The following is a 23,185-nucleotide window of genomic DNA, read 5'->3' on the forward strand; positions in this document are numbered from 1 at the left end:
GTGAGCAAGGCAGCATCGACTCGGACCCAGGCGAACATCAAGGCAGGCATCGGCGGCTGGACCTACGAGCCCTGGCGCGACAACTTCTATCCCAAGGGCCTCGCGCACGCGAAGGAGTTGAACTATGCGAGCCGCAAGGTGAGCGCCATCGAGATCAACGGCACCTACTACAGCACCTTCAAGCCCGAGCACTTCAGGAAGTGGCACGACGAGACGCCGGCGGACTTCATGTTCTCGCTCAAGGCCTCGCGCTTCGCCACCAACCGCAAGCTGTTGTCGGGCGCGGGCGATTCGATCAAGCGCTTCATCGACAGCGGCGTGGTCGAGCTGGGCGACAAGCTGGGGCCGATCGTGTGGCAGTTCATGCCGACCAAGCAGTTCGATGCCGAAGACTTCGAGGCGTTTCTCGAACTGCTGCCGAAGAAGGAAGGCAGCCGCGCGCTGCGCCACGTGATGGACGTGCGGCACGAGAGCTTCATCGTGCCGGCCTACAAGGCACTCGCGAAGAAGCACAAGGTGTCGACGGTGTTCACCGACGCCGACAAGTTTCCGTCCTTCGAGGAGCCCGAGGGCGAGTTCGCCTATGCACGGCTCATGATGGCCGACGCGAAGCTCAAGACCGGCTATGGGCCGAAGGCGCTCGACACCTGGGCCGAACGCGCGCAGGGATGGGCGGGATCGCCAACGAAGAAACGCGACGTGTTCGTCTACTTCATCAACGGCGCCAAGGAAAAGGCACCGGCCGCGGCCGGTGCCTTGCTGGAGCGCCTGGGATGGACGCCGCCGGCCTGAACCCGGGCGGCGTGTAAACCGAAGACTGCGTTAAGCCTTGGCGCCGAAGCTGATTTCGCCCGACAGCTGGCCGCCTTCTTCGATCACGATCTTGCCGTAGCGGATCTTGCCGGTGACCTTGCCGGTCGAGTGAATGACCAGCTTCTCGCGCACCGTGAGGTTGCCGTCGAAGATGCCGCGGATTTCGGCGATGTCGATTTCGGCCGAGCCCTTGAACTCGCCCTGTTCGGCGATCTGCATCAGGCGCGAGTCCATGGTCGCTTCGACCAGGCCTTCGACCACGAGCGTGTCGCAATCGGTGATCTCGACGCCCTTGAGCTTGATGTTCGGGCCGACGGTGAGCTTGCTGCCGCCTTCCTTGACGGCGGGTGCTGCTGCAGCAGCAGCACCGAGTCCGCCTTGTTGTGCGGTCAGCGATGAAGGATTGACGGGGGTACCGGAGAGATTGGTGCCCGAACCAACCAGCGGGGCGGGGCGGGATGTCAACGAGTCGGTGTCACGATCACGCTTGCCGAAAAAGGGGGACTGTGTAGCCAAAGGGGAGCTCCTCAAGAAAGGGACTATCGTAAGAACGCACTCATGGCATGCGGCACTTCATTGCGCAATAAGCGTAACTGAATAAATCGCCCTCGACATGACAATGCTCCGCATGAGCCGCCCGAACATCGAAGCCCTTTCCACCCCCGCCGCCACCGACTCGCGCTTCGACAAGCCCGCGCGCGGCTGGCGACGCAAGCTGTTCACCGTGATCTTCGAGGCCGACACGCCTGCCGGCCTGTGGTTCGACCTGGCGCTGATCGCGGTGATCGTGACCAGCGTGCTGGTGGTGATCCTGGACAGCGTGCAGTCGATCCGCGAGCAATGGCGCCCGGTGTTCAACGCGCTCGAATGGGTGTTCACCATTCTCTTCACGCTGGAATACATCGCGCGGCTGTCGTGCGTGAACAAGCCCCTGCGCTATGCACTGAGTTTCTATGGCGTGATCGATCTGCTCGCGCTGCTGCCCACTTTTCTGGTGGCGCTGGCGCCCGAGCTGGCCTACCTGATCGACGTGCGCATCCTGCGGCTGTTGCGCGTGTTCCGCATCTTCAAGCTCTCGCGCTACTCGGTGGAATACCGCGCGCTGGTGCTGGCCGTGGCGTCGAGCCGCCGGAAGATCACCGTGTTCGTCGGCTTCGTGATGCTGGTGGTGCTGGTGATGGGCACGCTGATGTATGTGGTCGAAGGGCCGACGCACGGCTTCACCAGCATTCCGGTGGCGATCTACTGGGCCATCTCGACCATGGCCACGGTGGGCTTCGGCGACCTCGTGCCCAAGACCGACCTGGGCCGCGCGATCGCCTCGGTGATGATGTTGCTGGGCTGGGGCGTGCTGGCCGTGCCCACCGGCATCGTGACGGCAGAGATGGCACGGCGCGGGTCCGACGACGATGCGGCTCCGGTGGCTGTGGCGTCGCGCGGCGTGCTGGCGATGACGCCGCCGCCCACCGCCGCACCTGCGCGACGGATTACGCCTGCGGCCAGACGACGCGCCCTTGCGCAGCATCGTCGAGGCGGGCGATGAAGGCATCGGCGTCGGGTGCGGGGAGCGTGAAGGCAAAGTGCACATCGTCGCCGTGCTGCACCTCATCGAGCACCGCGCCTGCTGCGGCAAGCTCGCGCCGCAACAGCCCCTCGAGCGCATAGGGCACTGCGCACCGCAGGCTGCGCTGCCGCACCAGCGGCACGAGCGTGGCGCCCAGCAGGGCCTGCGCGATGGCGTCGGTGTAGGTCCGCACGAGGCCGCCCGCGCCGAGTTTCACGCCGCCGAAGTAGCGCACCACGGTCGCGAGCGCGCCCTCGATCTCTTGATGACGCAGCACTTCCAGCATCGGCCGGCCGGCCGTGCCGCCGGGCTCGCCGTCGTCGTTGGCCGCTGATTGGCCACCGGCCATCAAGGCCCAGCACACATGCGCAGCCGCGGGGTGCTCGGCCCGCAGCGAGGCGACGACGGCCAGCGCAGCGGCCCGGTCGGGCACCGGCTGCACGCAACCGATGAAGCGGCTCTTCTTGATGACCAGCTCGCTGTGAACCGGTTGCGCCAGCGTGAAGCTCATCCGGTGCGGCGCTTGCGGCTCAGCCGCCCCGCTCGAACTTGAAGACCGCCGTGCTGGCGCGCGCATTCGGCAGCCAGCGCACGTCACGCCCGTTCTGCAGGCCGAACGAATCGAGCACGCGCAGCTTGTTCTTGCCGGCCAGCACTTCGAAGTCCTTGAAGGTGCCCACGCGGATGTTGGGCGTGTCGTACCACTGGTAGGGCAGGCGGCGCGTCACCGGCATGCGGCCGCGCGCCACGCTCAGGCGGTTGGGCCAGTGCGCGAAGTTGGGGAAGGCGACGACGCCGATGCGGCCCACGCGCGCGGTCTCGCGCAGCATGACCTCGGCATTGCGCAGATGCTGCAGCGTGTCGATCTGCAGCACCACGTCGAACGAGGCGTCATCGAACATCGCGAGGCCTTCGTCGAGGTTGAGCTGGATCACGTCGACGCCGCGGCGGATGCACTGCAGCACGTTGCCGTCGGCAATCTCCACGCCATAGCCGCTGCAGCCGCGTTCGCGCTGCAGCAGGTCGAGCAGGGCGCCGTCGCCACAGCCGAGGTCGAGCACGCGCGAGCCTTCGGGCACGAGTGCAGCGATGAGTCGTTGATTGTCGAGGTCGCTCATTGGAATTCCTGCGCCACGCGTTCGAAGTAGGAGCGCACCACGCCCATGTAGCGCACGTCGTCCAGCAGGAAGGCGTCGTGCCCGTGCGGCGCATCGATCTCGGCGTAGCTCACGTTGCGGCGGTTGTCGAGCAGCGCCTTCACCAGTTCGCGGCTGCGCGCGGGCGAAAAGCGCCAGTCGGTCTTGAAGCTCACGAGCAGGAACTTGGCCGTGGCCTGCGCCAGCGCGGTGCTGAGATTGCCGCCGTGGTTGCGGGCGGGGTCGAAGTAGTCGAGCGCGCGGGTGATCAGCAGGTAGGTGTTGGCGTCGAAGTACTCGCTGAACTTGTCGCCCTGGTAGCGCAGGTAGCTCTCGATCTGGAACTCGACGTCCTGCGTGGAGTAGCGGTAGTTAAGGCCGACCGTCTCGCCCTCGACAGCGCTGCGCAGGATGCGGCCGAACTTCTCGTTCATCACGTCGTCGCTGAGGTACGTGATGTGGCCGATCATGCGGGCGATGCGCAGGCCGCGCTTGGGGATCACGCCGTGCTGATAGAAGTGGCCGCCGTGGAAGTCGGGGTCGGTCACGATGGCGCGGCGCGCGACTTCGTTGAAGGCGATGTTCTCGGCCGTGAGGTTGGGTGCGCTGGCCACCACCACGGCGTGGCGCACGCGGTCGGGGTACTGCAGCGTCCACGACAGCGCCTGCATGCCGCCGAGGCTGCCGCCCATGACGGCTGCAAGCGTGCGGATGCCCAGTTCGTCCAGCAATGCGGCCTGGGCGTCGACCCAGTCTTCGACCGTCACCACCGGGAAGTCGGCGCCGTAGACCTGACCGGTGGCCGGGTTGACGTGCATCGGGCCGGTCGAGCCGAAGCAGGAGCCGAGGTTGTTGACGCCGATCACGAAGAAGCGGTCGGTGTCGACCGGCTTGCCCGGCCCGACCATGTTGTCCCACCAGCCCTCGGAGCGGGCCTGGCCTTCGTAGACCCCCGCGACGTGGTGCGAGGCATTGAGCGCATGGCACACCAGCACCGCATTGCTGCGGTCGGCGTTCAGCGTGCCATAGGTCTCGTAGGCGAGTGTGTAGTCGCTGATCGACGTGCCGCTGCGCAAGGCCAGCGGGCCTGCGAACTGCATCGACTGCGAAGTGACGACCAAAGGTGACGGCATGAATGAAAAAACCCGGCCTCGCCAAAAACGAGCCGGGTCCGGCAGCCGTCTTTAGCAGAATTTATAAAGCGCCCGCAAGCTGTAGCAAATCGGCGCAGAGCAAGTATATCCCCCAGGCTTCGCGCACTTCGTGTCGCTTCTCCAACCCCCTTTCCGGGGGCAACACCAGCGGCCCGGCAAAGCCGGTTCCGCGGTGTTCCTGGAAGGAGCCCGCCCCTCTACCAGCCCACGATCATGACGACGCCCAGCACCAGGAAGATCGCGGCGGAGATGCCATGCACGAGCTTGATGGGAACGCGCTTGACGATCTTGTCGCCAAGCCACACCACAGGCGCATTGGCCAGCATCATGCCCAGCGTGGTGCCGGCAACGACCCAGAAATAGTCCTGGGTGAAGCGGGCTGCGAGCATGACGGTGGCGATCTGCGTCTTGTCGCCCATCTCGGCCAGGAAGAACGCGATGACCGTGGTGCCGAAGACGCCGAAGTGCGAGGCACCGGGGGCGTCGTCATCGTCGAGCTTGTCGGGAATCAGCATCCAGGCGGCCATCGCGATGAACGAGCCGCCCAGGATCCAGCGAAGGACCTCGGGCCCCAGCCAGTGCGTGATGTAGTTGCCGACGGCACCCGCAAGGGCATGGTTGACGATGGTGGCGACGAAGATGCCCAGCACGATCGGCCAGGGTTTCCTGAAACGGGCAGCGAGCAAGAGGGCCAGAAGTTGGGTCTTGTCGCCCATTTCGGCGAGCGCAACTACGCCGGTTGCAACGAGAAAAGCTTCCATGATGAACGTGGGTTCCTTGGGCCGAAGGACGCAATTGACCGTGCAACACCTTCGGCCATATTTCCCGAAGTTGCACGGTCAAAGGTCTCGCCAGGTGTTTTCACTGCACGCGCCATGTCCTGTGTGGGGCAGGACAAGTCTGTTGACGCGGGCCCTTCTCGAAGTCGGAAGGCGGCTACTCCCCAATGACGGGGCGGATTCTACCTGCAGCCCTCAAGACCTCGGCTGAATTCGGTAAGCGTGCGCTCGCTTTTTTAGTTTTGACAAGTGCTACCTCAAGAATCAATTTTCTGCTTGCATTTCGCATATTTCACCCATAATGCAAGAGCCTCCCTCTTAATTTTGGTGGGGAGGCAGTTCGGTGATCGGTCAGTTTCGCGCGACTCGACGGCTCTCGTTTGAGTGATGCTTTCGGGACTCCATCGCTTTTCTTGATGTGTTTATAGGAGTCCCTTGATGGGCAACAAACTGTACGTCGGCAACCTGCCTTACTCGGTGCGCGACGGTGATCTCGAACAGGCCTTCGGCCAGTTCGGCGCAGTGACCAGCGCCAAGGTCATGATGGAACGCGACACGGGCCGCTCGAAGGGCTTCGGCTTTGTCGAAATGGGCAGTGACGCGGAAGCACAGGCAGCCATCACCGGCATGAACGGCCAGCCCCTGGGCGGCCGCAGCGTCGTCGTCAATGAAGCACGTCCCATGGAAGCACGTCCCCCGCGCAGCGGTGGTGGCGGCGGCTACGGTGGTGGCGGCGGTGGTTATGGCGGCGGTGGTGGCGGAGGCTACGGCGGCGGCGGTGGTGGCTACGGTGGTGGTGGCGGCGATCGCAGCGGCGGCGGCGGTGGTCGCTCGGGTGGCGGCGGCTACGGCGGCGGCGGTGGTGGCCGCAGTGGCGGCGGCGGCGGTGGTGGCGATGGCGGTTTCCGCAGCCCCTACGGCGCTGGCCCCCGTGGCGGCGGCGGTGGTGGTCGCAGCGGTGGTGGCGGCGGCTACGGTGGTGGCGGCAACAGCGGCTACTGATTCCCGCGCTTCAACGCACACAGACAAAAGGCTCCCTCGGGAGCCTTTTTCAATGGCAATGGATCTGTGCCTGGCGCTTTTTCTTCTTCAGGCTTCGCCGCTGCGCTTCTTGCGCTCGCGGCCCTGCACCGCCCGGTCAAGCACGGCATTGGGCAGCATGCGCATGATCTTGGCGACCACGCCCATCTGCCAGGGAATCACGCGGTAGCTCGTGCCGGACTCGATGGCGCGCAGCGCCTGCGCGGCGAAGTCCTCGGCCTTCATCAGGAAGGGCATGCCGTAGCGGTTGCCTTGCGTGAGCGGCGTGTCGATATAGCCCGGGCAGAGCGTGACGACCTTGACGCCGCTGTTGTGCAGCTCGCCGCGCAGGCTCTCGCAGTACGCGACCACGCCAGCCTTGCTGGCGCAATACGCGCCATGCCCCGGCAGCCCGCGAATGGCAGCGACGCTGGCGATGCCGACCAGCCGGCCGCTGCCGCGCTTTTCCATCGCTTTCACGAACGGATGGAAAGTAGCGGCCAGTCCGACGTTGTTGGTGGCGAAGGTCTGCGCCAGCACGTCGAGGTCCGCGCGCTGCGCCGTGTCGATGCCAACGCTGATGCCTGCATTGGCGATCACCACGTCGGGCAGCCCCTGCTGCGCGATGCAGGCGACGCCGGCAGCCACGATGCTGTCCGTTTGCGCCACGTCGGCGCTGTAGATTTGGTAGCGGTCTGCGCTTAGCTGACGGGCGTTCGCCCATGATTCGATCTCCGCCGTGCGCCGTGCGACCAGCGCCAGGCGATAGCCCGCGTCGCTGAAGCTCGCGGCCAGGGCCTGGCCGATGCCGCTCGATGCGCCGGTGATGAAGACAAGCGGGGACGTGGTCATGCGTGAGTGGCTTCCGGGTGTTTTCTTTTTTTCTTCAGCGCTTCTTGGCCGGAGCCGCAGCCATCGCCGGCGACGGCATCAGCATGCCGCGCACCCGGCCGTTCAGGTTGGCTACGCCGCTCAGGTTGTCATAGTCGAGCGTGTCGCCCGTGAACTGGTCGGTGCCGCGAAGGAGCGTGACCGGCTGGTTCGACGTGACGCGCTCGGTGTCGAGAAAGGTGTGCAGGAACTCGCCGCGGAATTCGAGGCGCGGCATCGGCTTGCCGTTGGCGCCCACCGACGGGTCGCGAATGACGATGGCATTGCCGAACAGTTGGATTTCGCTGCCATCGGAGTTCGACAGACCGCGGTTGGCCGTCGAGCGCGTGACCAGTCCTTCGGGGGACACGGAGCGCATGCGCACCTTGTCCACCTCGATGGTGTCTGTGTCCGGATAGTGCCGCCCTTCAGTGCCATGAAGCTCGCTGCGCAGCTCGCCGCTGGGCAGGAAATTCTTGATCACGAAGTCGCGCATGAAGTAATCGGGCTCATGCGTGGGCGCGGTCTTGGCGGAAGGCTCCAGCAGCTTGGGCGCATTGCGCACCAGCCAGTAGGTGCCCAGCGCCACGGCCGCCGTCAGGATGATCGGCAGATAGATCGTCGCGCGGTCGAGCACATTGCGCACCTGGCTCCACACGCGTTGGATGTCGTTCATCGGTTCGGGCCCATGGCAGCCTCGAGCAGCGGCCGGTACTGGCCGCAGGCTGTCAGAAGCAGATCGCAGAATTCGCGCGCCGCACCTTCGCCGCCGCGCGCCTTGGTGACGTAGCGCGCAATGCCGCGCACCTCGGCGTGCGCGTTGGCCGGCGCTGCGGCAAAGCCGACGCGGGTCAACACCGGCAGGTCGGGCCAGTCGTCGCCGATGGCAGCGGCCTGCGCCCAGTTGAAGCCAAGCTGTTCGAGCATGGCTTGGGCGGCAGGCAGCTTGTCTTCGGTGCCGTAGCGCACGTGCTCGATGCCCAGCGCTTCGAGCCGCACGCGCAGCGGCTTGGAATCGCGCCCGGTGATCACGGCCGGCGTGATGCCCGCCTTGCGCAGCAGCTTCAGGCCGTAGCCATCGAGGATGCTGAAGCGCTTGAGCGTTTCGCCGTGTTCGGTGAAGTACACGCCGCCATCGGTCAGCACGCCGTCGATGTCGAAGAAGACGATGCGCACATCCTGTGCGGCGAGCAAGGTCTCGGCCTGGAACTCGAGCGGCATCAGATGACCTTCGCGCGCATCAGGTCGTTGGTGTTGATCGCGCCAACGATCACGCCCGCGCCGTCGATCACGAACAGGCGGGTGATGCCGCATTGCTCCATCAGCTCGGCGGCTTCCACCGCCAGCGCGTCGACGCGGATGGTGCGCGGCTCGCGGTGCATCACGTCGGCGGCCTTGGGCGTGCGCAGGTCGGCGCCCGCTTCGATCAGGCGGCGCAGGTCGCCGTCGGTGAAGATGCCCGAGGCGCGGCCGTCCGGCTCGACCACGGCGGCAGCGCCGAAGCCCTTGATGCTCATGGCACGCATCAGCTCGCTGATGGTGGCGGACGGCGGCACGCGCGGCACTTCGTCGCCCGAGCGCATCACGTCGCTCACATGCGTGAGCAGCTTGCGTCCGAGCGCGCCGCCCGGATGCGAGCGCGCGAAGTCTTCGGAGCCGAAGCCGCGCGCGTCGAGCAGCGCCACCGCCAGCGCGTCGCCCATCGCCATCTGTGCGGTGGTGCTCGCGGTGGGGGCGAGGTTCAGGGGGCAGGCTTCCTTGGCCACGCCGGCGTCGATCACGATGTCGGCGTGGCGCGCCAGGGTGGAGTCGGCGCGGCCGGTCATGGCGATCAGGGGCACGCCCTGGCGCTTGACCACCGGCAGGATGACGGTCAGCTCGTCGACCTCGCCGCTGTTGGAAATCGCGAGCACCAGGTCGACCGACTTGATCATGCCGAGATCGCCATGGCTGGCCTCGGCCGGGTGCACGAACATCGCGGGCGTGCCGGTGGAGGCGAGGGTGGCGGCGATCTTGCGGCCGACATGGCCGCTCTTGCCCATGCCCATCACGACCACGCGGCCGCGAACGTCGAGGATCTTGCGCACGGCCTCGACAAAACTCGGGCCGACCCGGGTCTTCAGACCAAGAACGGCTTCGGCTTCGATGTCGAAGGTGACGCGTGCCCGAGCGAGGATGGCTTCGGGGTCGACCACATGGGCCGGGGCGGGGCGGGAACTCATTGGCCGATTTTACGGGCCGGGCGGTGCCCGGAACCTCATGGCCCGGGGAAGCCCGGGGCACGGACATTGCTCTAGCATCGGCGCCTATGTCTTCGTTCGATCTCACGCTGTTGTATCTGCTGGCCGCAGTGATCGGCGTGGTGGTCTGCCGGTCGCTGAAGCTGCCGCCGATGCTGGGCTACCTGTCGGCCGGCGTGCTGATCGGGCCGCATGCGTTTGCGCTGGCGCAGAACTCCGAGGGCATCCGCCATCTGGGCGAATTCGGCGTGGTGTTCCTGATGTTCGTGATCGGGCTCGAATTCAGCCTGCCCAAGCTGCGCGCCATGCGCAAGCACGTGTTCGGGCTCGGCCTGCTGCAGGTGCTGCTGACGATGGCCTTCGCCACGATCGGCGCGCTGCTCATCTCCACGCAGTTGCCGCCGTCCTGGCGCCTGGGCTGGCAAACGACGCTGGCGCTGTCGGGCGCGCTCACCATGAGCAGCACCGCCATCGTGGTCAAGCTGATGGCCGAGCGGCTCGAACTCGAAAGCGAGCACGGCAAGCGCGTGATGGGCGTGCTGCTGTTCCAGGATTTGGCCGTGGTGCCGCTGCTGGTGCTGATCCCCGCGCTCGGCGCGCCGCCCGAGGCGCTGGCCAAGGCGCTCGGCCTGGCGCTGCTGAAGGCGACCTTCCTGATCGGCGTGCTGCTCTACGGCGGCCCGCGCATCATGCGCTGGTGGCTCACGCTGGTGGCCCGGCGGCGCAGCGAAGAACTGTTCATCCTTAACGTGCTGCTGATCACGCTGGGCCTGGCCTGGCTCACGGAGCTGGCCGGCCTGAGCCTGGCGCTGGGCGCATTCATCGCGGGCATGCTGGTGTCGGAGACCGAATACAAGCACCAGGTCGAGACCGACATCCGCCCCTTCCACGACGTGCTGCTGGGGCTGTTCTTCATCACGGTCGGCATGTCGCTCGACTGGCACATCGTGGTGCAGCGCTGGATGCTGGTGGGCGTGCTGCTGCTGGTGCCGCTGCTGTTCAAGCTGGCGCTGGTGACGGTGCTGGCGCGTGTGCTGGGCGCCACCTCGGGGGTGTCGCTGCGCACCGGCCTCTATCTGGCGCAGGCCGGCGAATTCGGCTTCGTGCTGTTGACGCTGGCACAAGAGCGCAGCCTGCTGCCGCCGTGGCTGGCCAACCCGGTGCTGGCCTCGATGGTGCTGTCGATGCTGGCCACGCCGTTCATCATCATGTACAGCAACGCCATCGTGCGAAAGCTGGTGGCCAGCGACTGGCTGCAACAGTCGCTGCAGATGACAAGCATCGCGCGCAAGACCATCAACACCGCCAAGCACGTGATCATCTGCGGCTATGGGCGCTGCGGCCAGAACTTGGCACGCATCCTCGAGCGCGAAGGCATTCCCTACATGGCGCTCGACCTCGACCCCGACCGCGTGCGCCAGGCCGCCGCCGCCGGCGACTCGGTGGTGTTCGGCGACGCCGCGCGGCTGCAGGCCCTGATGGCCGCCGGCCTGGCCCGCGCCAGCGCCGTCGTCGTGACCTACCTCGACGTGCCGGGCGCGATGAAGGTGCTGGCCAACACCCGCGCCCACGCCGCGCATGTGCCGGTGATCGTGCGCACGCAGGACGACCACGACCTCGAAAAACTGCAGGCGGCCGGTGCGACGGAGGTGGTGCCCGAGGCCATCGAGGGCTCGCTGATGCTCGCGAGCCATGCGCTGGCGCTGGTCGGCGTGCCGATGCGGCGCGTGATCCGCGTGGTGCAGGACCAGCGCGACGCCCGCTACAACCTGCTGCGCGGCTACTTCCACGGTGCCGACGACGACAACGCCGACGAGATCGACCACGAGCGGCTCAACAGCTTCACCCTCACATCGGGTGCACGCGCGATCGGCCAGACCCTCGAACAGATCGCGCTGCCGACACTGAACGTGCGCGTGGCCAGCCTGCGCCGCCACGACGGCCAACCCCGCACGCCAGCCGGCGACACGGTGCTGTCGGATGGCGACACCCTGGTGCTGTCCGGCAAGCCCACCGCGCTGGCGATCGCCATCGAGCGCCTGCAAAAAGGCTGACGCCCTGCTGAGCGTCCGCCAGCCTGAGGCGGGCTAATTGATCAGCGTGGGATTGCGCTTTTCTTCTTCGATGCGCTGCTGACGGCGCACCGCCTCGCATTGCGCGTGCGCCTTGTACTCGGGCTTCAGGCACTGGGCGGCCATGCATTGCGCCTTGGCGATGAAGTTGCGGTCGCCGCACATGGCCTGCGGCTCGGCCGCAGGAGCGGGCGCTGGCGGCGGCGGGGCTGCCGCGACGGCTGGAGCGGGGAGCTCGGATGTGTTCGGTGGCGGCGCGGCAACCGTCGCCTGCTTGCGCGGCTTGGCGGTGGGCTTGGGAGCCGTGGTCGTCGGAGTTGGCGGCGCTTCTGCCTCGGGCGCTGGCGCGGGCGGCTCGGCAGCCGGCGCTGCTGGCGGCGTTTCAACCGCTGGCACCGCTGCGGCAGCCGGCTCGGAAACAGGCGGCGCAGCCTCCTCGACAGCCACCGGCGTCTTGCGCGTGCCGTAGCCATACCAGCCCGCAACGATCATCAGCAGTGCCACCACCAGCAGGCCCAGCCACAGGAGGATCACGCGCTTGCGCGGCGGCCGTTCGACGGGAACCGTTCGCCGGACCTTGACCCGGGTCTTTTTTCTTTCAGCCCTCTCGGCCCGGGCGGCATCCGACATCGACGATGAAACAGAAGGCGACGAAGGCGCATGCGGCGGCTCACCGGGCGCCGCGATCAGGGTTCTTTCGTCCTCCGGCGGGGCAACAGGCGCCTTGCCGAAAAAGGACCGCGAAGGTACAGGCTCGCCAGGATCGAAGAGCGGCGCCGGAATGGTCGGTGCGCGCAACTGGGCCGGCGCGGTGGTGGCCCATTCGCGATCGGGGCTCGGGGCCGGGGGCATCCGGGTCGTCATGGCAACCAATGGGTCACCGCAGCTTCTGCAGAAATTCGCGCCGTCACGGTTTTCCGTGCTGCAGACCGGACAGATCAAGGCCATGGCTTACTTACTGACTACTCTCGGGATCCAAAACGAAAAACAGCGGCGGCTGCCGCTGCGGGCCTGCTGGCGGTACGTGTTGCTCGGGCTTCAGGTCACGGCAACGCGCTTGGAGCGGTGTGCCATGCGCTTGGCGATCACAGCGCCGAGCGCCATTGCGATTTCCAGCGCCATGTTGGGCTGGCGGTTCGACATTTCCGCAAAGCGGATGGCGTTGAGCCGCCACACGCGACCCGCGCCGGTGACCACCACATTGGCCGAGTGCGGCTGGCGCGAGAAGAAAGAGCCTTCGCCGACGACCGAGCCGGGCGTGAGCACGGCAAGGCGCATCTGCTCCTTGCTGCTGACGCGGTGCACGCTGATGGCGCCGCTCTCGATGAAGAACACCGAGCGGTCCGGCGTGCCCTGTTCGATCAGCACGTCGCCGACGCTCGCGTCGATGGGCTGCAAATAGCCCGCAAGCGTTTCCCATTGCTGGACGTTGAACGTCAACGCAAAAGCGTCGAGGTTCGTGTTCTCCGCGATGGCGCGGCTCAGGTTCTGGATGGACATGTTTTTCTCAACCCCGCATCTGTGCCGAAGTATCCGCGATGGCCACGAGATTCGGCTACAAGTGTTTACGTTTTTGCCAGCCACCTGTCGCCAAGTGTCGCTATTTCCCGATACAGAAGCGCGAAAAGATGACGCCCAGCAGATCGTCGGCACCGAACTCGCCCGTGATCTCGTTGAGCGCGTTCTGCGCAAGCCGCAGCTCTTCGGCCAGCAGGTCGAGCAGCTGGGCCTGCGCCGCCAGGTGGCTCGCAGCCAACCCAAGGTGCGTTTCGACCCGGCCCAGCGCCTGCACGTGGCGCGCCCGCGCCAGGTAGACGCCCTCGGGCACAGACTGCCAGCCGGCCATGTGAAGCAGCCGATCGCGCAATGCCTCGATGCCCAGGCCGGTCTTGGCGGACAGCGCGATGCCCTGCGCCGGCTGGGCGGAAGGCGCCGCATCCTGCTTGTTCCACACGTCGAGCACGGGCACGCTCGCGGGCAACTTCTGGCGGAGGACGCGCAGGATCTCAGCATCGGCGGCCGCGTAGTCCGGCAGCTCGGCGCGTGTCAGGTCGTGCAGGAACAGCACGGCATCGGCGCTCTCGATCTGGCCCCAGGCGCGTGCCACGCCGATCTGTTCGACCTCGTCGCTGCTTTCGCGCAGGCCGGCGGTGTCGGCCACATGCAGCGGCACGCCGTGGATCTGGATGGTCTGCGAGACCACATCGCGCGTGGTGCCCGCGACCGCGCTCACGATGGCCAGCTCTGCGCCGGCCAGCGCATTGAGCAGCGAACTCTTGCCCGCATTGGGCTGCCCCGCAATCACGACCTTGATGCCTTCGCGCAGCAACGCGCCCTGTCGCGCACGCAATTGCACGGCTGCCAATTGCGACTGCAGCCTCACCAGTTGCCCGGCCGCGTCGGCCTTCTGGAGAAAGTCGATCTCTTCTTCCGGAAAGTCGAGCGTGGCCTCGACCAGCATGCGCAGGTTGATCAGCGCGTCGCGCAGCGTGTGGATCTCGCGCGAGAAAGCGCCCGACAGCGAACGGCCAGCGCTGCGCGCGGCGGCCTCGGTGCTGGCGTCGATCAGGTCGGCAATGGCCTCGGCCTGCGCCAGGTCGATCTTGCCGTTGAGAAAGGCGCGCTGGCTGAACTCGCCGGGCTCGGCGACCCGCAGGCCGGGCAGGCGAGGCCGGCCGGTGACCGCATCGGGCTGCGCCGCCGCTTCGAGGCAGCGTGACAGCAGCAGTTGCAAAACAACCGTGCCGCCGTGGGCCTGCAGCTCGAGCACGTCTTCGCCGGTGAAGGAGTGGGGCGCGGGAAAGTGGATCGCCAGGCCGTGGTCGACCGGCTCGCCGTCCGCATCGCGAAAGGGCAGGTAGGTGGCCTCGCGTGGTTTGAGCGTGCGGCCGCAGATGGCATCGATCAACGGCGCCAGCCTGGCACCCGACACGCGAACGATGCCGACCGCCCCGCGCCCCGAGGCAGTGGCAATGGCAACGATGGGGTCGGAGGTGCGGGCGAGCATGGTGCGGATTCTTTCAGCAAAAAGGGCCGCTTACGCGGCCCTTTGTCGGATGGCTGGGGTGATTGATGTGCGGCTACTTCTTGGTACCCAGCACGCCCAGCCGCTTGTTGATGAACCACTGCTGCGCGATCGACAACGTGTTGTTCGTGATCCAGTACAGCACCAGGCCGGCCGGGAAGAAGATGAACATCACGCTGAACGCGAGCGGCATGATCCACATCAGCTTGGCCTGCATCGGATCGGGTGGCGTCGGGTTGAGCCAGGTCTGGAACAGCGAAGTGGCCGTCATCACGACCGGCAGGATGTACCAGGGGTCCGGCGCCGACAGGTCGGTGATCCAGAGAATCCATGGCGCATGGCGCATTTCGACCGACGACAGCAGCACCCAGTAGAGCGCGATGAACACCGGAATCTGGATCACGATGGGGAAGCAGCCGCCCATCGGATTGACCTTCTCGGTCTTGTAGATCCGCATCATCTCTTGCTGCATTTCTTGCGGCTTGTCCTTCAGCCGCTCGCGCATTTCCATGATCTTGGGGTTGATGGCCTTCATCTTGGCCATGCTGGCGTAGGCCTTGGCGTTGAGCCAGTAGAAGGCCGCCTTCAGCAGCACCACCAGCGCCACGATCGACCAGCCCCAGTTGCCCAGGATGCCGTGCAGCTGGTTCAGCAGCCAGTACAGCGGCTTGGAGATGATCGCGAAGATGCCGTAGTCCTTCACCAGGTCCAGGCCCGGCGCAATGAGTTCGAGCTTCTTTTCTTCTTCAGGGCCTGCGAACAGCGTGCTGTTCACGACCTGCGTGGCGCCCGGGGCGATCTTCGGCAGCGTGGCCACCATGGCCACGGTGAAGAGGTTGTCGCCCAGGTCCTTCACGCGGAATTCGCGACGCAGCTGTTCGCTGGCCGGGTCGCCCTTGAGCAGCCAGGCCGACACGAAGTAGTGCTGAACCATCGCGATCCAGCCGTCGTTGGCCGGCGGCGGCGGTTCGATCTTGCCCTTGGCGATGTCCTTGAAGTCCAGCTTGTGGAACTTTTTCTCGTTGGTGTACGCGGCCGGACCGGTGAAGGTGTTGGTGCCGAACATCGTGCCGGCGGCCACCGTGCCGTGGCGCAGCAGCTGCATGTACAGCTGGGCTTCACGGGGCTGGTCGCTCACATTGACGACTTCGTGGCGCACGCCGATGGCGTAGTCGCCGCGGTGGAACACGTAGGTCTTGATGTACTTCAGGCCGCCGACGGGCTCGCTCTCGAAGCTCACTTCCAGCGTGTTCTGGCCGTCGGCCATTTCGCGCGGACCTGCCTTCGGCGTCATCGGCGTCAGGTGGTTGGGGAAGCGGTCGCCGGTGTCGACCGTGTTCAGCAGGCCGGTCTGCGCCACATAGCGCGTGGCCGGGGAGCCGTTCTCGAACAGCACGACGCGCTTGGTGCGGTCGGCTTCGTCGTACTTCAGCAGCTCGAGGTGGTTGACCGTGGCGCCTTCGCTGTCGATCGTGGCCTTGAACAGGTCGGTGGTGACGTTGACCTGCTCACGGGGCACGGCCGCCGCGGCTTGCGTGGGCACGGCGCCGGCGTTGCCGCCGGTGGCGCTGGCAGCCGTGGGCACGCCATTGTTGGCAGCGGGCGTGCCGCCCGGGGCCGGGGCCACCACGGCGGGTTTGCTCGACGGCAGGAAGGTCGGCTTGTTGCCGTTGAAGACCTGCCATTGGTCCCACAGCAGCACCAGCGAGAACCCAAAAATCACCCACAGGATCGTGCGGCGGATATCGTTCATGACGAAGACTTCTTGTCGGAGGAGAGAAGAGACGAAAACAGCGATCCTGACTTGTCAGTGCGACGCTGTGATTTCGGTGGAACCGGATCGTGGCCGCCCTGGCACCAGGGCTGGCAGCGCGCGATGCGGTGCAGGGTGAGGTAGCTGCCCTTGAGTGCGCCATGCACCTCGAGCGCTTCGATCGAATACACGGAGCAGGTCGGCGTGAAACGGCACGACTGACCGAGCCAGGGGCTCAGCAGCAGGCGATAGCCCTTCACGAGGCCGATCAGCAGGCGTTTCATGGTGATCCGGAAGAAGGCGCGGAAGAAGAACGTTCGGAACGCTCGCGCGGCGGCGCCGGCGGGCGCGCGGCACGCGCCAGCAGTTGCTGCAGTTCAGCGCGCACGGCTGCCTTGAGCTTGTCCGAAGAGGCGCTCACGAATTCCTTGCGATCGAAACCCGCGCGCAGCCGCACCACGTGCGCAGCACGAGGCAGGCCGACGTCGGGTGCGGCGCTCACGGTATAGATCTGGCGCTTGATGGCGTTGCGCGTGACCGCGCGACGCGCCCAGCGCTTGGGCACCATGGCACCCAGCCAGACATCGTCGGACGCGAACAACGGTTGTGCGCTCGATGCGAGATCGAGCGCACAACGGTGCAATGCGAAATGAGCAGTGCGCGCCACGGTGGCACCTGCGAGGACGGCCTGGAATTGCGCGCGGGTCTTGAGCCGCTGCATGGAAGCCGGGCCGGGCACGTCAGACGCGATGGCTGCGGGAGCCTGCGCTGGCGTGTCGGCTGCTGGCAACGGCAGGTGGGCTGCCGTCAGACAGCCAGGCGCTTGCGGCCCTTGGCGCGGCGTGCGTTGATGACGGCACGGCCGCCACGGGTCTTCATGCGGACCAGGAAGCCGTGGGTACGGGCGCGGCGGACTTTGGATGCTTGATAGGTGCGTTTCATGGTGATTTCCTAGTTCCCTGTTCACGCTGATCCTTCGCATGTAAAGCATGAAGAACCTGCGGGGCGCCGGGGGAGCGTGTTTGGGATGGCCCCCGAAAGACGCAATAGGTTTTCAGGGAAACCCGCAATTATCGCAAACATTGGCGCCGGGAACAATCTTCGACTGGATTTGCGGGCCTTTCACCGTCCTCGGCAGCGTGTGGATAAGGTTTTGACAAGTTAGAATGCCGGGCGCCTTCCAGCAGAGAATATCCACAATACCTATACCAAGAAATGCCCGAAGGTTTCCTCACTTTTTCAAGCGCCCATGTCGACTGACGGCATCGGTGAGAGCCTCTGGCAGGCCTGCGTCGACCAGCTCGCGCAGGAGCTGTCCGAGCAACAGTTCAACACCTGGATCAAGCCCCTGACAGCGCAGGTCGCCGACGACCTTTCGCGCATGACGGTGTTCGTTGCCAACCGCTTCAAACTCGACTGGATCCGGGCCCAGTACGCCGGCAAGATCGCCGCAATGGCCGAGAAGATGTACGGCCAGCCAGTGGCTGTCGAGTTAGCGCTTGCTCCTCGCGAAGCCCCCGTGCGTTCTGCGCCTGTGGCAGTCATGACCGAAACGGACGTGCCGCGCGACGTGGCCGGCCCGGGCGAAGAACCGGCGGCCGCCGGCTTCAAGAACCGCCTCAATTCCGGCCTCACTTTCGACACCCTCGTCGAGGGCACGGCCAACCGCATGGCGCGCGCCGCGGCGATGCACGTGGCGGGCATGCCCGGCCATCTTTACAACCCGCTTTTCATCTACGGCGGCGTCGGCCTGGGCAAGACCCACTTGATGCACGCTGTGGGTAACCGGCTGCTGGCCGACAAGCCGGATTCCAAAGTTCTCTACATCCACGCCGAGCAATTCGTTTCGGATGTGGTCAAAGCCTATCAGCGCAAGACTTTCGATGAGTTCAAAGAGCGCTACCACTCGCTCGATCTGTTGCTGATCGACGATGTGCAGTTCTTCGCCAACAAGGACCGGACGCAGGAAGAGTTCTTCAATGCGTTCGAGGCCTTGCTCGCCAAGAAATCCCACATCGTGATGACCAGCGACACGTATCCGAAGGGGCTGGCCGACATCCACGAGCGCCTGGTGTCGCGCTTCGATTCGGGCCTCACGGTCGCCATCGAGCCGCCCGAACTCGAAATGCGCGTGGCCATCCTGATCAACAAGGCACGCGCCGAATCGGCCGAAATGCCGGAAGAAGTGGCCTTTTTCGTCGCCAAGAACGTGCGCTCCAACGTGCGCGAACTCGAAGGCGCGCTGCGCAAGATCCTGGCTTACTCGCGTTTCAACCAGAAGGAGATCTCGATCGCCCTGGCGCGCGAGGCGCTGCGCGACCTGCTGTCGATCCAGAATCGGCAGATCTCGGTCGAAAATATCCAGAAGACGGTGGCCGACTACTACAAGATCAAGGTCGCCGACATGTACAGCAAGAAACGCCCGGCCAGCATTGCGCGGCCACGGCAGATCGCGATGTACCTGGCCAAGGAACTCACGCAGAAAAGCCTGCCGGAAATCGGCGAGCTGTTCGGCGGGCGCGACCACACGACGGTGCTGCACGCGGTGCGCAAGATTTCGGGCGAGCGCCAGCAGCTCACCGAGCTCAACCAGCAGCTCCACGTGCTCGAACAGACGCTCAAGGGCTGAAGCCGGATGTCGTTCAAAGTGTCCCTTCGGACAGCGGAGAATGGCGCCTTCGACGGGGCGGGTGAGGCTCCGATCTACGACTACCAAGCAGATTCAAAGAGATAAGAGAAGAGGTAAGCACACATGATCGTTTTGAAGGCAACCCAAGACAAAGTCCTCGCCGCGCTGCAGTCGGTGGCGGGCATCGTGGAGCGGCGCCATACCTTGCCGATCCTGGCGAACGTGCTGATCCGCAAGACCGGCGGCCAGCTGCAGCTGACCACCAGCGACCTCGAAATCCAGATCCGCACCACCGCCGAGCTCGGCGGCGACGAAGGCAACTTCACCACCACCATCGGCGCGCGCAAGCTCATCGACATCCTGCGCACCATGCCGTCCGACCAGACCGTGAGCCTCGAATCGAGCGCAAGCAAGCTGGTGCTCAAAGGTGGCAAGAGCCGCTTCACGCTGCAGTCGCTGCCCGCCGAAGACTTTCCGCTGGTGCAGGAAGCCGCCAATTTCGGCCCTGTGTTCAGCGTGCCGCAAAAGACGCTGAAGGACCTGCTCTCGCAGGTGTCCTTCGCAATGGCCGTGCACGACATCCGCTATTACCTGAACGGCATCCTGTTCGTTGCCGAAGGCAAGCAGTTGAGTCTGGTGGCCACCGACGGCCACCGCCTGGCTTTCTCTTCCGCCACGCTCGACGTCGAAGTGCCGCGGCAAGAAGTGATTCTTCCGCGCAAGACCGTGCTGGAAATGCAACGCCTGCTGTCGGACGCCGAAGGCGCCATCGAGATGCAGTTCGCGAACAACCAGGCCAAGTTCAGCTTCGGCGGCATGGAGTTCGTCACCAAGCTGGTCGAGGGCAAGTTCCCCGACTACAACCGCGTGATTCCGAAGAACCACAAGAACACTGTCACCCTGGGCCGCGCGCCGCTGCTGGCCAGCCTGCAGCGCACCGCCATCCTGACCAGCGAGAAGTTCAAGGGCGTGCGCCTGAACATCGAGCCGGGCACGCTGCGCATTGCATCGAACAACGCCGAGCAGGAAGAAGCCCAGGACGAACTCGACATCGACTACGGCGGCGACGCCATCGAGATCGGCTTCAACGTCACCTACCTGATCGACGCGCTGTCGAACATGGACCAGGACATGGTCAAGCTGGACCTGGCCGACTCCAACAGTTCGGCCTTGTTAACCATCCCCGAGAACGCATCTTTCAAGTACGTCGTCATGCCGATGCGTATCTAGCAGACAGACCACACAGCGCCTTGCGCACACAGCCCGCGGCCCTCCGCGGGTTTGCGCTTTCAAGAGGCGATGAATTGAGCTTTTGAGAGCCCGAAAAATCACGTGAATGCCGTGAGAGATAGAGGAATATCCGAATGAGTGCTGAAGAAAACAAGCCCGAAGTGCCGCACACCGAGCCGGTCTACACGCCTGAAGTCCAGGTCGTGCCGCCCGAAGGCATACCCGCCGACACCAGCTACGGCGAAGGCTCGATCACGATCCTCGAAGGGCTTGAAGCCGTGCGCAAGCGCCCCGGCATGTACATCGGCGACACCTCCGACGGCACGGGCCTGCATCACCTGGTTTTCGAAGTCGTCGACAACTCCATCGACGAAGCGCTCGCGGGCCATTGCGACGACATCGTCGTGACCATCCACAGCGACAACTCGATCTCCGTCACCGACAACGGCCGCGGCATCCCGACCGGCGTGAAGATGGACGACAAGCACGAGCCCAAGCGCTCGGCCGCCGAGATCGCGCTCACCGAACTGCACGCCGGCGGCAAGTTCAACCAGAACAGCTACAAGGTCTCTGGCGGCCTGCACGGCGTGGGCGTGTCCTGCGTGAACGCGCTGAGCATCAAGCTGCGCCTGGTCGTGCGCCGCGAAGGCAAGATCCACGAACTCGAATTCAGCCGCGGCTTCGTGCAGAACCGTTTGCTCGATATGGTGAACGGCGTCGAAGTCTCACCGATGAAGATCATCGGCGAGACCGACAAGCGCGGCACCGAAGTCCACTTCCTGCCCGACACCGAGATCTTCAAGGAGAACTCGGACTTCCACTACGAGATCCTGAGCAAGCGCCTGCGCGAGCTGAGCTTCCTGAACAACGGCGTGCGCATCCGCCTGAAGGACGAGCGCAGCGGCAAGGAAGACGACTTCTCGGGCGCCGGCGGCGTGCGCGGTTTCGTGGAGTTCATCAATAAGGGCAAGACCGTCCTGCATCCGAACTCGTTCTATGCAGAGGGCGAAAAGCCCGCCGACACCTACGGCGGCATTCCCGGCACGCACATCGGCGTCGAAGTGGCGATGCAGTGGAACAGCGGCTACAACGAGCAGGTTCTCTGCTTCACCAACAACATCCCGCAGCGTGACGGCGGCACCCACCTCACGGGCCTGCGCGCCGCGATGACCCGCGTCATCAACAAGTACATCGAAGAAAACGAGTTCGCGAAAAAGGCGAAGGTCGAAGTCACCGGCGACGACATGCGCGAAGGCCTGTGCTGCGTGCTGAGCGTGAAAGTGCCCGAGCCCAAGTTCTCCAGCCAGACCAAGGACAAGCTGGTGTCCAGCGAAGTGCGCGCGCCGGTGGAAGACATCGTCGGCCGCCTGCTGAGCGACTACCTGCAGGAACGCCCGAACGACGCCAAGATCATCTGCGGCAAGATCATCGAGGCCGCCCGCGCCCGCGAAGCAGCCCGCAAGGCCCGCGAAATGACGCGCCGCAAAGGCGTGCTCGACGGCATGGGCCTGCCCGGCAAGCTGGCCGACTGCCAGGAAAAGGACCCCGCGCTGTGCGAGGTCTACCTGGTGGAGGGCGACTCCGCCGGCGGCTCCGCCAAGCAGGGCCGCGACCGGAAGTTCCAGGCCATCCTGCCGCTGCGCGGCAAGATCCTGAACGTGGAAAAAGCACGCTACGAGAAGCTGCTCACCAGCAACGAAATTCTCGTGATGATTACCGCGCTCGGCACCGGCATCGGCCGTGCCGGCGCCACCAGCGCTGGCAGCGGCGCGGACGACTTCAACGTTGCCAAGCTGCGCTACCACCGCATCATCATCATGACCGACGCCGACGTTGACGGCGCCCACATCCGCACGCTGCTGCTGACCTTCTTCTACCGGCAGATGCCCGAGCTGGTCGAGCGAGGCCACATCTACATTGCGCAGCCGCCGCTGTACAAGGTCAAGGTCGGCAAGGAAGAGCAATACCTGAAGGACGAAACCGCCCTCAACGCCTTCCTGCTCAAGGTGGCGCTGAAGGACGCGAGCATCCAGACCGGCGGCAGCGCGTCGACCACGCTCGCCGGCGACACCCTGGCCGAACTGGCGCGCAAGCACCAGCTGGCCGAGGCCGTGATCGCGCGCCTGCGCAACTTCATGGATGCCGAAGCGCTGCGCGCCATTGCCGACGGCGTGAAGCTCGACCTCGACACCACCCCGGCCGCCGAAGCCTCCGCCGCGGCGCTGCAGGTCAAGCTGCGCGAGCTCAACACCACCGGCATCCCGGCCGAAGTAAGCAGCGAGTTCGATGCCCGCACCGACAAGCCGCTGCTGCGCATCAGCCGCCGCCACCACGGCAACATCAAGAGCAGCGTGCTCACGCAGGACTTCGTGCACGGCGCCGACTACGCCGCGCTGGCCGAAGCCGCCAACACGTTCCGCGGCCTGCTGAGCGACGAGGGCGCCCTGGTCCGACGCGGCGAGGGCGAGCGCGCCAAGGAAGAAAAGGTCGGCGATTTCCGCCAGGCCATGAAGTGGCTGATCGGCGAAGCCGAGCGTGCCACCTCGCGCCAGCGCTACAAGGGTCTGGGCGAAATGAATCCCGCGCAGCTGTGGGAAACCACCATGGACCCGACCGTGCGCCGCCTGCTGCGCGTGCAGGTCGACGACGCGATCGAAGCGGACCGCGTGTTCACGATGCTGATGGGCGACGAGGTCGAGCCGCGTCGGGAATTCATCGAGCAGAACGCGTTGCGGGCGGCGAATATCGACGTGTAAGCCGTCCAGGCTTCCCAGCACCCCAGAACGCCCGGCCTTTGCCGGGCGTTTTGCTTGGCGGATGTGTCAAATCCTTGAGGCAGAATCTCCGCCAATTTCGTTCGCGCCCACAGGACTCCTCCCATTCCCTCCAGCCTCGCCTTC

Annotated in this window: 23 protein-coding genes and 1 riboswitch; of the genes, 7 read left to right on the plus strand and 16 right to left on the minus strand. The window is 65.4% G+C overall.

The genetic code is table 11. The features are described 5' to 3' along the window. The gene (locus tag H7F35_RS11695; RefSeq protein WP_187113019.1) at positions 1–792 is read left to right on the plus strand and encodes a DUF72 domain-containing protein; all 792 of its coding nucleotides are present in this window, start codon (positions 1–3) and stop codon (positions 790–792) included. Between the two features lie 30 nt (positions 793–822). Here the strand turns inward: H7F35_RS11695 and H7F35_RS11700 are convergent, their stop codons facing one another. Then, positions 823–1,329, minus strand: a complete 507-nt coding sequence (locus H7F35_RS11700) for a polymer-forming cytoskeletal protein (protein ID WP_187113020.1) — start codon at positions 1,327–1,329, stop codon at positions 823–825. Positions 1,330–1,441: 112 nt separating this feature from the next. On the opposite strand from H7F35_RS11700, the gene H7F35_RS11705 reads away from it, so the two are divergent. Then, complete coding sequence (locus H7F35_RS11705; RefSeq protein WP_187113021.1) at positions 1,442–2,356, plus strand: ion transporter; 915 nt, start codon at positions 1,442–1,444, stop codon at positions 2,354–2,356. Here H7F35_RS11705 and H7F35_RS11710 read toward each other — a convergent pair. From H7F35_RS11710 to H7F35_RS11725, 4 genes are all read right to left on the minus strand, one after another. After that, the gene (locus tag H7F35_RS11710) at positions 2,301–2,888 is read right to left on the minus strand and encodes an IMPACT family protein (protein WP_187113022.1); all 588 of its coding nucleotides are present in this window, start codon (positions 2,886–2,888) and stop codon (positions 2,301–2,303) included. The two genes, H7F35_RS11705 and H7F35_RS11710, sit on opposite strands and share 56 nt — an antisense overlap. 19 nt (positions 2,889–2,907) lie before the next feature. Continuing rightward, positions 2,908–3,495 carry a methionine biosynthesis protein MetW gene (gene metW, locus H7F35_RS11715; protein ID WP_187113023.1) on the minus strand — a complete coding sequence of 196 codons (588 nt, stop codon included), beginning with the start codon at positions 3,493–3,495 and terminating at the stop codon, positions 2,908–2,910. Then, positions 3,492–4,646: a homoserine O-acetyltransferase gene (locus H7F35_RS11720; protein ID WP_187113024.1), complete on the minus strand. Its 1,155-nt coding sequence runs from the start codon at positions 4,644–4,646 to the stop codon at positions 3,492–3,494. Before H7F35_RS11720 ends, metW begins: the two co-directional genes overlap by 4 nt. A 218-nt stretch (positions 4,647–4,864) precedes the next feature. Beyond that, positions 4,865–5,428, minus strand: coding sequence for a TMEM165/GDT1 family protein (locus tag H7F35_RS11725; protein ID WP_187113025.1), 564 nt, complete (start codon positions 5,426–5,428; stop codon positions 4,865–4,867). Between the two features lie 53 nt (positions 5,429–5,481). After that, positions 5,482–5,624: riboswitch (yybP-ykoY riboswitch) on the minus strand. A gap of 260 nt (positions 5,625–5,884) precedes the next feature. On the opposite strand from H7F35_RS11725, the gene H7F35_RS11730 reads away from it, so the two are divergent. Then, entirely contained in the window at positions 5,885–6,448 is a 564-nt protein-coding gene (locus H7F35_RS11730; protein ID WP_187113026.1) for an RNA recognition motif domain-containing protein, read from the plus strand. Between the two features lie 87 nt (positions 6,449–6,535). On the opposite strand, the gene H7F35_RS11735 is transcribed toward H7F35_RS11730, so the two are convergent. The 4 genes from H7F35_RS11735 to H7F35_RS11750 are packed head-to-tail and all read right to left on the minus strand — an operon-like array spanning position 6,536 to position 9,558. Further along, on the minus strand, positions 6,536–7,318 hold the full coding sequence (locus H7F35_RS11735) for an SDR family oxidoreductase (protein WP_187113027.1): 783 nt from the start codon (positions 7,316–7,318) through the stop codon (positions 6,536–6,538). A 34-nt stretch (positions 7,319–7,352) separates the two neighbouring features. Then, the gene (gene lptC, locus H7F35_RS11740; RefSeq protein ID WP_187113028.1) at positions 7,353–8,012 is read right to left on the minus strand and encodes an LPS export ABC transporter periplasmic protein LptC; all 660 of its coding nucleotides are present in this window, start codon (positions 8,010–8,012) and stop codon (positions 7,353–7,355) included. Further along, positions 8,009–8,557 (minus strand): KdsC family phosphatase, encoded by a 549-nt coding sequence (locus H7F35_RS11745; RefSeq protein WP_187113029.1) that lies wholly within the window; start codon positions 8,555–8,557, stop codon positions 8,009–8,011. The genes lptC and H7F35_RS11745 overlap by 4 nt, the downstream gene beginning before the upstream one ends. Further along, positions 8,557–9,558, minus strand: coding sequence for an SIS domain-containing protein (locus H7F35_RS11750; protein WP_187113030.1), 1,002 nt, complete (start codon positions 9,556–9,558; stop codon positions 8,557–8,559). The genes H7F35_RS11745 and H7F35_RS11750 overlap by 1 nt, the downstream gene beginning before the upstream one ends. 86 nt (positions 9,559–9,644) lie before the next feature. Between H7F35_RS11750 and H7F35_RS11755 the strand changes: the two genes are divergently transcribed. Then, positions 9,645–11,630: a monovalent cation:proton antiporter family protein gene (locus tag H7F35_RS11755; protein ID WP_187113031.1), complete on the plus strand. Its 1,986-nt coding sequence runs from the start codon at positions 9,645–9,647 to the stop codon at positions 11,628–11,630. A 33-nt stretch (positions 11,631–11,663) separates the two neighbouring features. On the opposite strand, the gene H7F35_RS11760 is transcribed toward H7F35_RS11755, so the two are convergent. From H7F35_RS11760 to rpmH, 7 genes are all read right to left on the minus strand, one after another. Next, a complete protein-coding gene (locus tag H7F35_RS11760; protein ID WP_187113032.1) occupies positions 11,664–12,596 on the minus strand; it encodes a zinc ribbon domain-containing protein in 933 nt (310 codons plus the stop codon). A 90-nt stretch (positions 12,597–12,686) separates the two neighbouring features. Continuing rightward, a complete protein-coding gene (locus H7F35_RS11765; protein WP_187113033.1) occupies positions 12,687–13,148 on the minus strand; it encodes a Crp/Fnr family transcriptional regulator in 462 nt (153 codons plus the stop codon). A 100-nt stretch (positions 13,149–13,248) separates the two neighbouring features. Beyond that, entirely contained in the window at positions 13,249–14,655 is a 1,407-nt protein-coding gene (gene mnmE, locus H7F35_RS11770; RefSeq protein WP_187113034.1) for a tRNA uridine-5-carboxymethylaminomethyl(34) synthesis GTPase MnmE, read from the minus strand. Positions 14,656–14,728: 73 nt separating this feature from the next. Then, positions 14,729–16,426: a membrane protein insertase YidC gene (yidC, locus tag H7F35_RS11775; protein ID WP_187113035.1), complete on the minus strand. Its 1,698-nt coding sequence runs from the start codon at positions 16,424–16,426 to the stop codon at positions 14,729–14,731. Beyond that, positions 16,423–16,710: a membrane protein insertion efficiency factor YidD gene (gene yidD, locus H7F35_RS11780; protein WP_056574909.1), complete on the minus strand. Its 288-nt coding sequence runs from the start codon at positions 16,708–16,710 to the stop codon at positions 16,423–16,425. Before yidD ends, yidC begins: the two co-directional genes overlap by 4 nt. Then, complete coding sequence (locus H7F35_RS11785) at positions 16,707–17,147, minus strand: ribonuclease P protein component (protein WP_187114248.1); 441 nt, start codon at positions 17,145–17,147, stop codon at positions 16,707–16,709. The genes yidD and H7F35_RS11785 overlap by 4 nt, the downstream gene beginning before the upstream one ends. 86 nt (positions 17,148–17,233) lie before the next feature. Continuing rightward, positions 17,234–17,368 carry a 50S ribosomal protein L34 gene (rpmH, locus tag H7F35_RS11790; RefSeq protein WP_007834827.1) on the minus strand — a complete coding sequence of 45 codons (135 nt, stop codon included), beginning with the start codon at positions 17,366–17,368 and terminating at the stop codon, positions 17,234–17,236. A 307-nt stretch (positions 17,369–17,675) separates the two neighbouring features. Here rpmH and dnaA point away from each other — a divergent pair, with 307 nt between their 5' ends. From dnaA to gyrB, 3 genes are all read left to right on the plus strand, one after another. Next, on the plus strand, positions 17,676–19,055 hold the full coding sequence (gene dnaA / locus H7F35_RS11795; protein WP_093242284.1) for a chromosomal replication initiator protein DnaA: 1,380 nt from the start codon (positions 17,676–17,678) through the stop codon (positions 19,053–19,055). A gap of 123 nt (positions 19,056–19,178) precedes the next feature. Next, positions 19,179–20,285, plus strand: a complete 1,107-nt coding sequence (gene dnaN, locus H7F35_RS11800; RefSeq protein ID WP_124459780.1) for a DNA polymerase III subunit beta — start codon at positions 19,179–19,181, stop codon at positions 20,283–20,285. 134 nt (positions 20,286–20,419) lie between these two features. Next, positions 20,420–23,041, plus strand: a complete 2,622-nt coding sequence (gene gyrB / locus H7F35_RS11805) for a DNA topoisomerase (ATP-hydrolyzing) subunit B (protein WP_187113036.1) — start codon at positions 20,420–20,422, stop codon at positions 23,039–23,041. Positions 23,042–23,185 lie beyond the last annotated feature (144 nt).

This window comes from Variovorax sp. PAMC26660 (genome assembly GCF_014302995.1).
GTDB lineage: Bacteria > Pseudomonadota > Gammaproteobacteria > Burkholderiales > Burkholderiaceae_C > Variovorax.

What these genes read in the sequence shown, in the direction of transcription:
- H7F35_RS11705 (WP_187113021.1), top strand. Translation starts at nt 1,442, where the DNA reads ATGAGCCGCCCGAACATCGAAGCCCTTTCCACCCCCGCCGCCACCGAC.
- H7F35_RS11710 (WP_187113022.1), bottom strand. Translation starts at nt 2,888, where the DNA reads ATGAGCTTCACGCTGGCGCAACCGGTTCACAGCGAGCTGGTCATCAAG.
- metW (WP_187113023.1), bottom strand. Translation starts at nt 3,495, where the DNA reads ATGAGCGACCTCGACAATCAACGACTCATCGCTGCACTCGTGCCCGAA.
- H7F35_RS11720 (WP_187113024.1), bottom strand. Translation starts at nt 4,646, where the DNA reads ATGCCGTCACCTTTGGTCGTCACTTCGCAGTCGATGCAGTTCGCAGGC.
- H7F35_RS11725 (WP_187113025.1), bottom strand. Translation starts at nt 5,428, where the DNA reads ATGGAAGCTTTTCTCGTTGCAACCGGCGTAGTTGCGCTCGCCGAAATG.
- H7F35_RS11730 (WP_187113026.1), top strand. Translation starts at nt 5,885, where the DNA reads ATGGGCAACAAACTGTACGTCGGCAACCTGCCTTACTCGGTGCGCGAC.
- H7F35_RS11735 (WP_187113027.1), bottom strand. Translation starts at nt 7,318, where the DNA reads ATGACCACGTCCCCGCTTGTCTTCATCACCGGCGCATCGAGCGGCATC.
- lptC (WP_187113028.1), bottom strand. Translation starts at nt 8,012, where the DNA reads ATGAACGACATCCAACGCGTGTGGAGCCAGGTGCGCAATGTGCTCGAC.
- H7F35_RS11745 (WP_187113029.1), bottom strand. Translation starts at nt 8,557, where the DNA reads ATGCCGCTCGAGTTCCAGGCCGAGACCTTGCTCGCCGCACAGGATGTG.
- H7F35_RS11750 (WP_187113030.1), bottom strand. Translation starts at nt 9,558, where the DNA reads ATGAGTTCCCGCCCCGCCCCGGCCCATGTGGTCGACCCCGAAGCCATC.
- H7F35_RS11755 (WP_187113031.1), top strand. Translation starts at nt 9,645, where the DNA reads ATGTCTTCGTTCGATCTCACGCTGTTGTATCTGCTGGCCGCAGTGATC.
- H7F35_RS11760 (WP_187113032.1), bottom strand. Translation starts at nt 12,596, where the DNA reads ATGGCCTTGATCTGTCCGGTCTGCAGCACGGAAAACCGTGACGGCGCG.
- H7F35_RS11765 (WP_187113033.1), bottom strand. Translation starts at nt 13,148, where the DNA reads ATGTCCATCCAGAACCTGAGCCGCGCCATCGCGGAGAACACGAACCTC.
- mnmE (WP_187113034.1), bottom strand. Translation starts at nt 14,655, where the DNA reads ATGCTCGCCCGCACCTCCGACCCCATCGTTGCCATTGCCACTGCCTCG.
- yidC (WP_187113035.1), bottom strand. Translation starts at nt 16,426, where the DNA reads ATGAACGATATCCGCCGCACGATCCTGTGGGTGATTTTTGGGTTCTCG.
- yidD (WP_056574909.1), bottom strand. Translation starts at nt 16,710, where the DNA reads ATGAAACGCCTGCTGATCGGCCTCGTGAAGGGCTATCGCCTGCTGCTG.
- H7F35_RS11785 (WP_187114248.1), bottom strand. Translation starts at nt 17,147, where the DNA reads ATGCAGCGGCTCAAGACCCGCGCGCAATTCCAGGCCGTCCTCGCAGGT.
- rpmH (WP_007834827.1), bottom strand. Translation starts at nt 17,368, where the DNA reads ATGAAACGCACCTATCAAGCATCCAAAGTCCGCCGCGCCCGTACCCAC.
- dnaA (WP_093242284.1), top strand. Translation starts at nt 17,676, where the DNA reads ATGTCGACTGACGGCATCGGTGAGAGCCTCTGGCAGGCCTGCGTCGAC.
- dnaN (WP_124459780.1), top strand. Translation starts at nt 19,179, where the DNA reads ATGATCGTTTTGAAGGCAACCCAAGACAAAGTCCTCGCCGCGCTGCAG.
- gyrB (WP_187113036.1), top strand. Translation starts at nt 20,420, where the DNA reads ATGAGTGCTGAAGAAAACAAGCCCGAAGTGCCGCACACCGAGCCGGTC.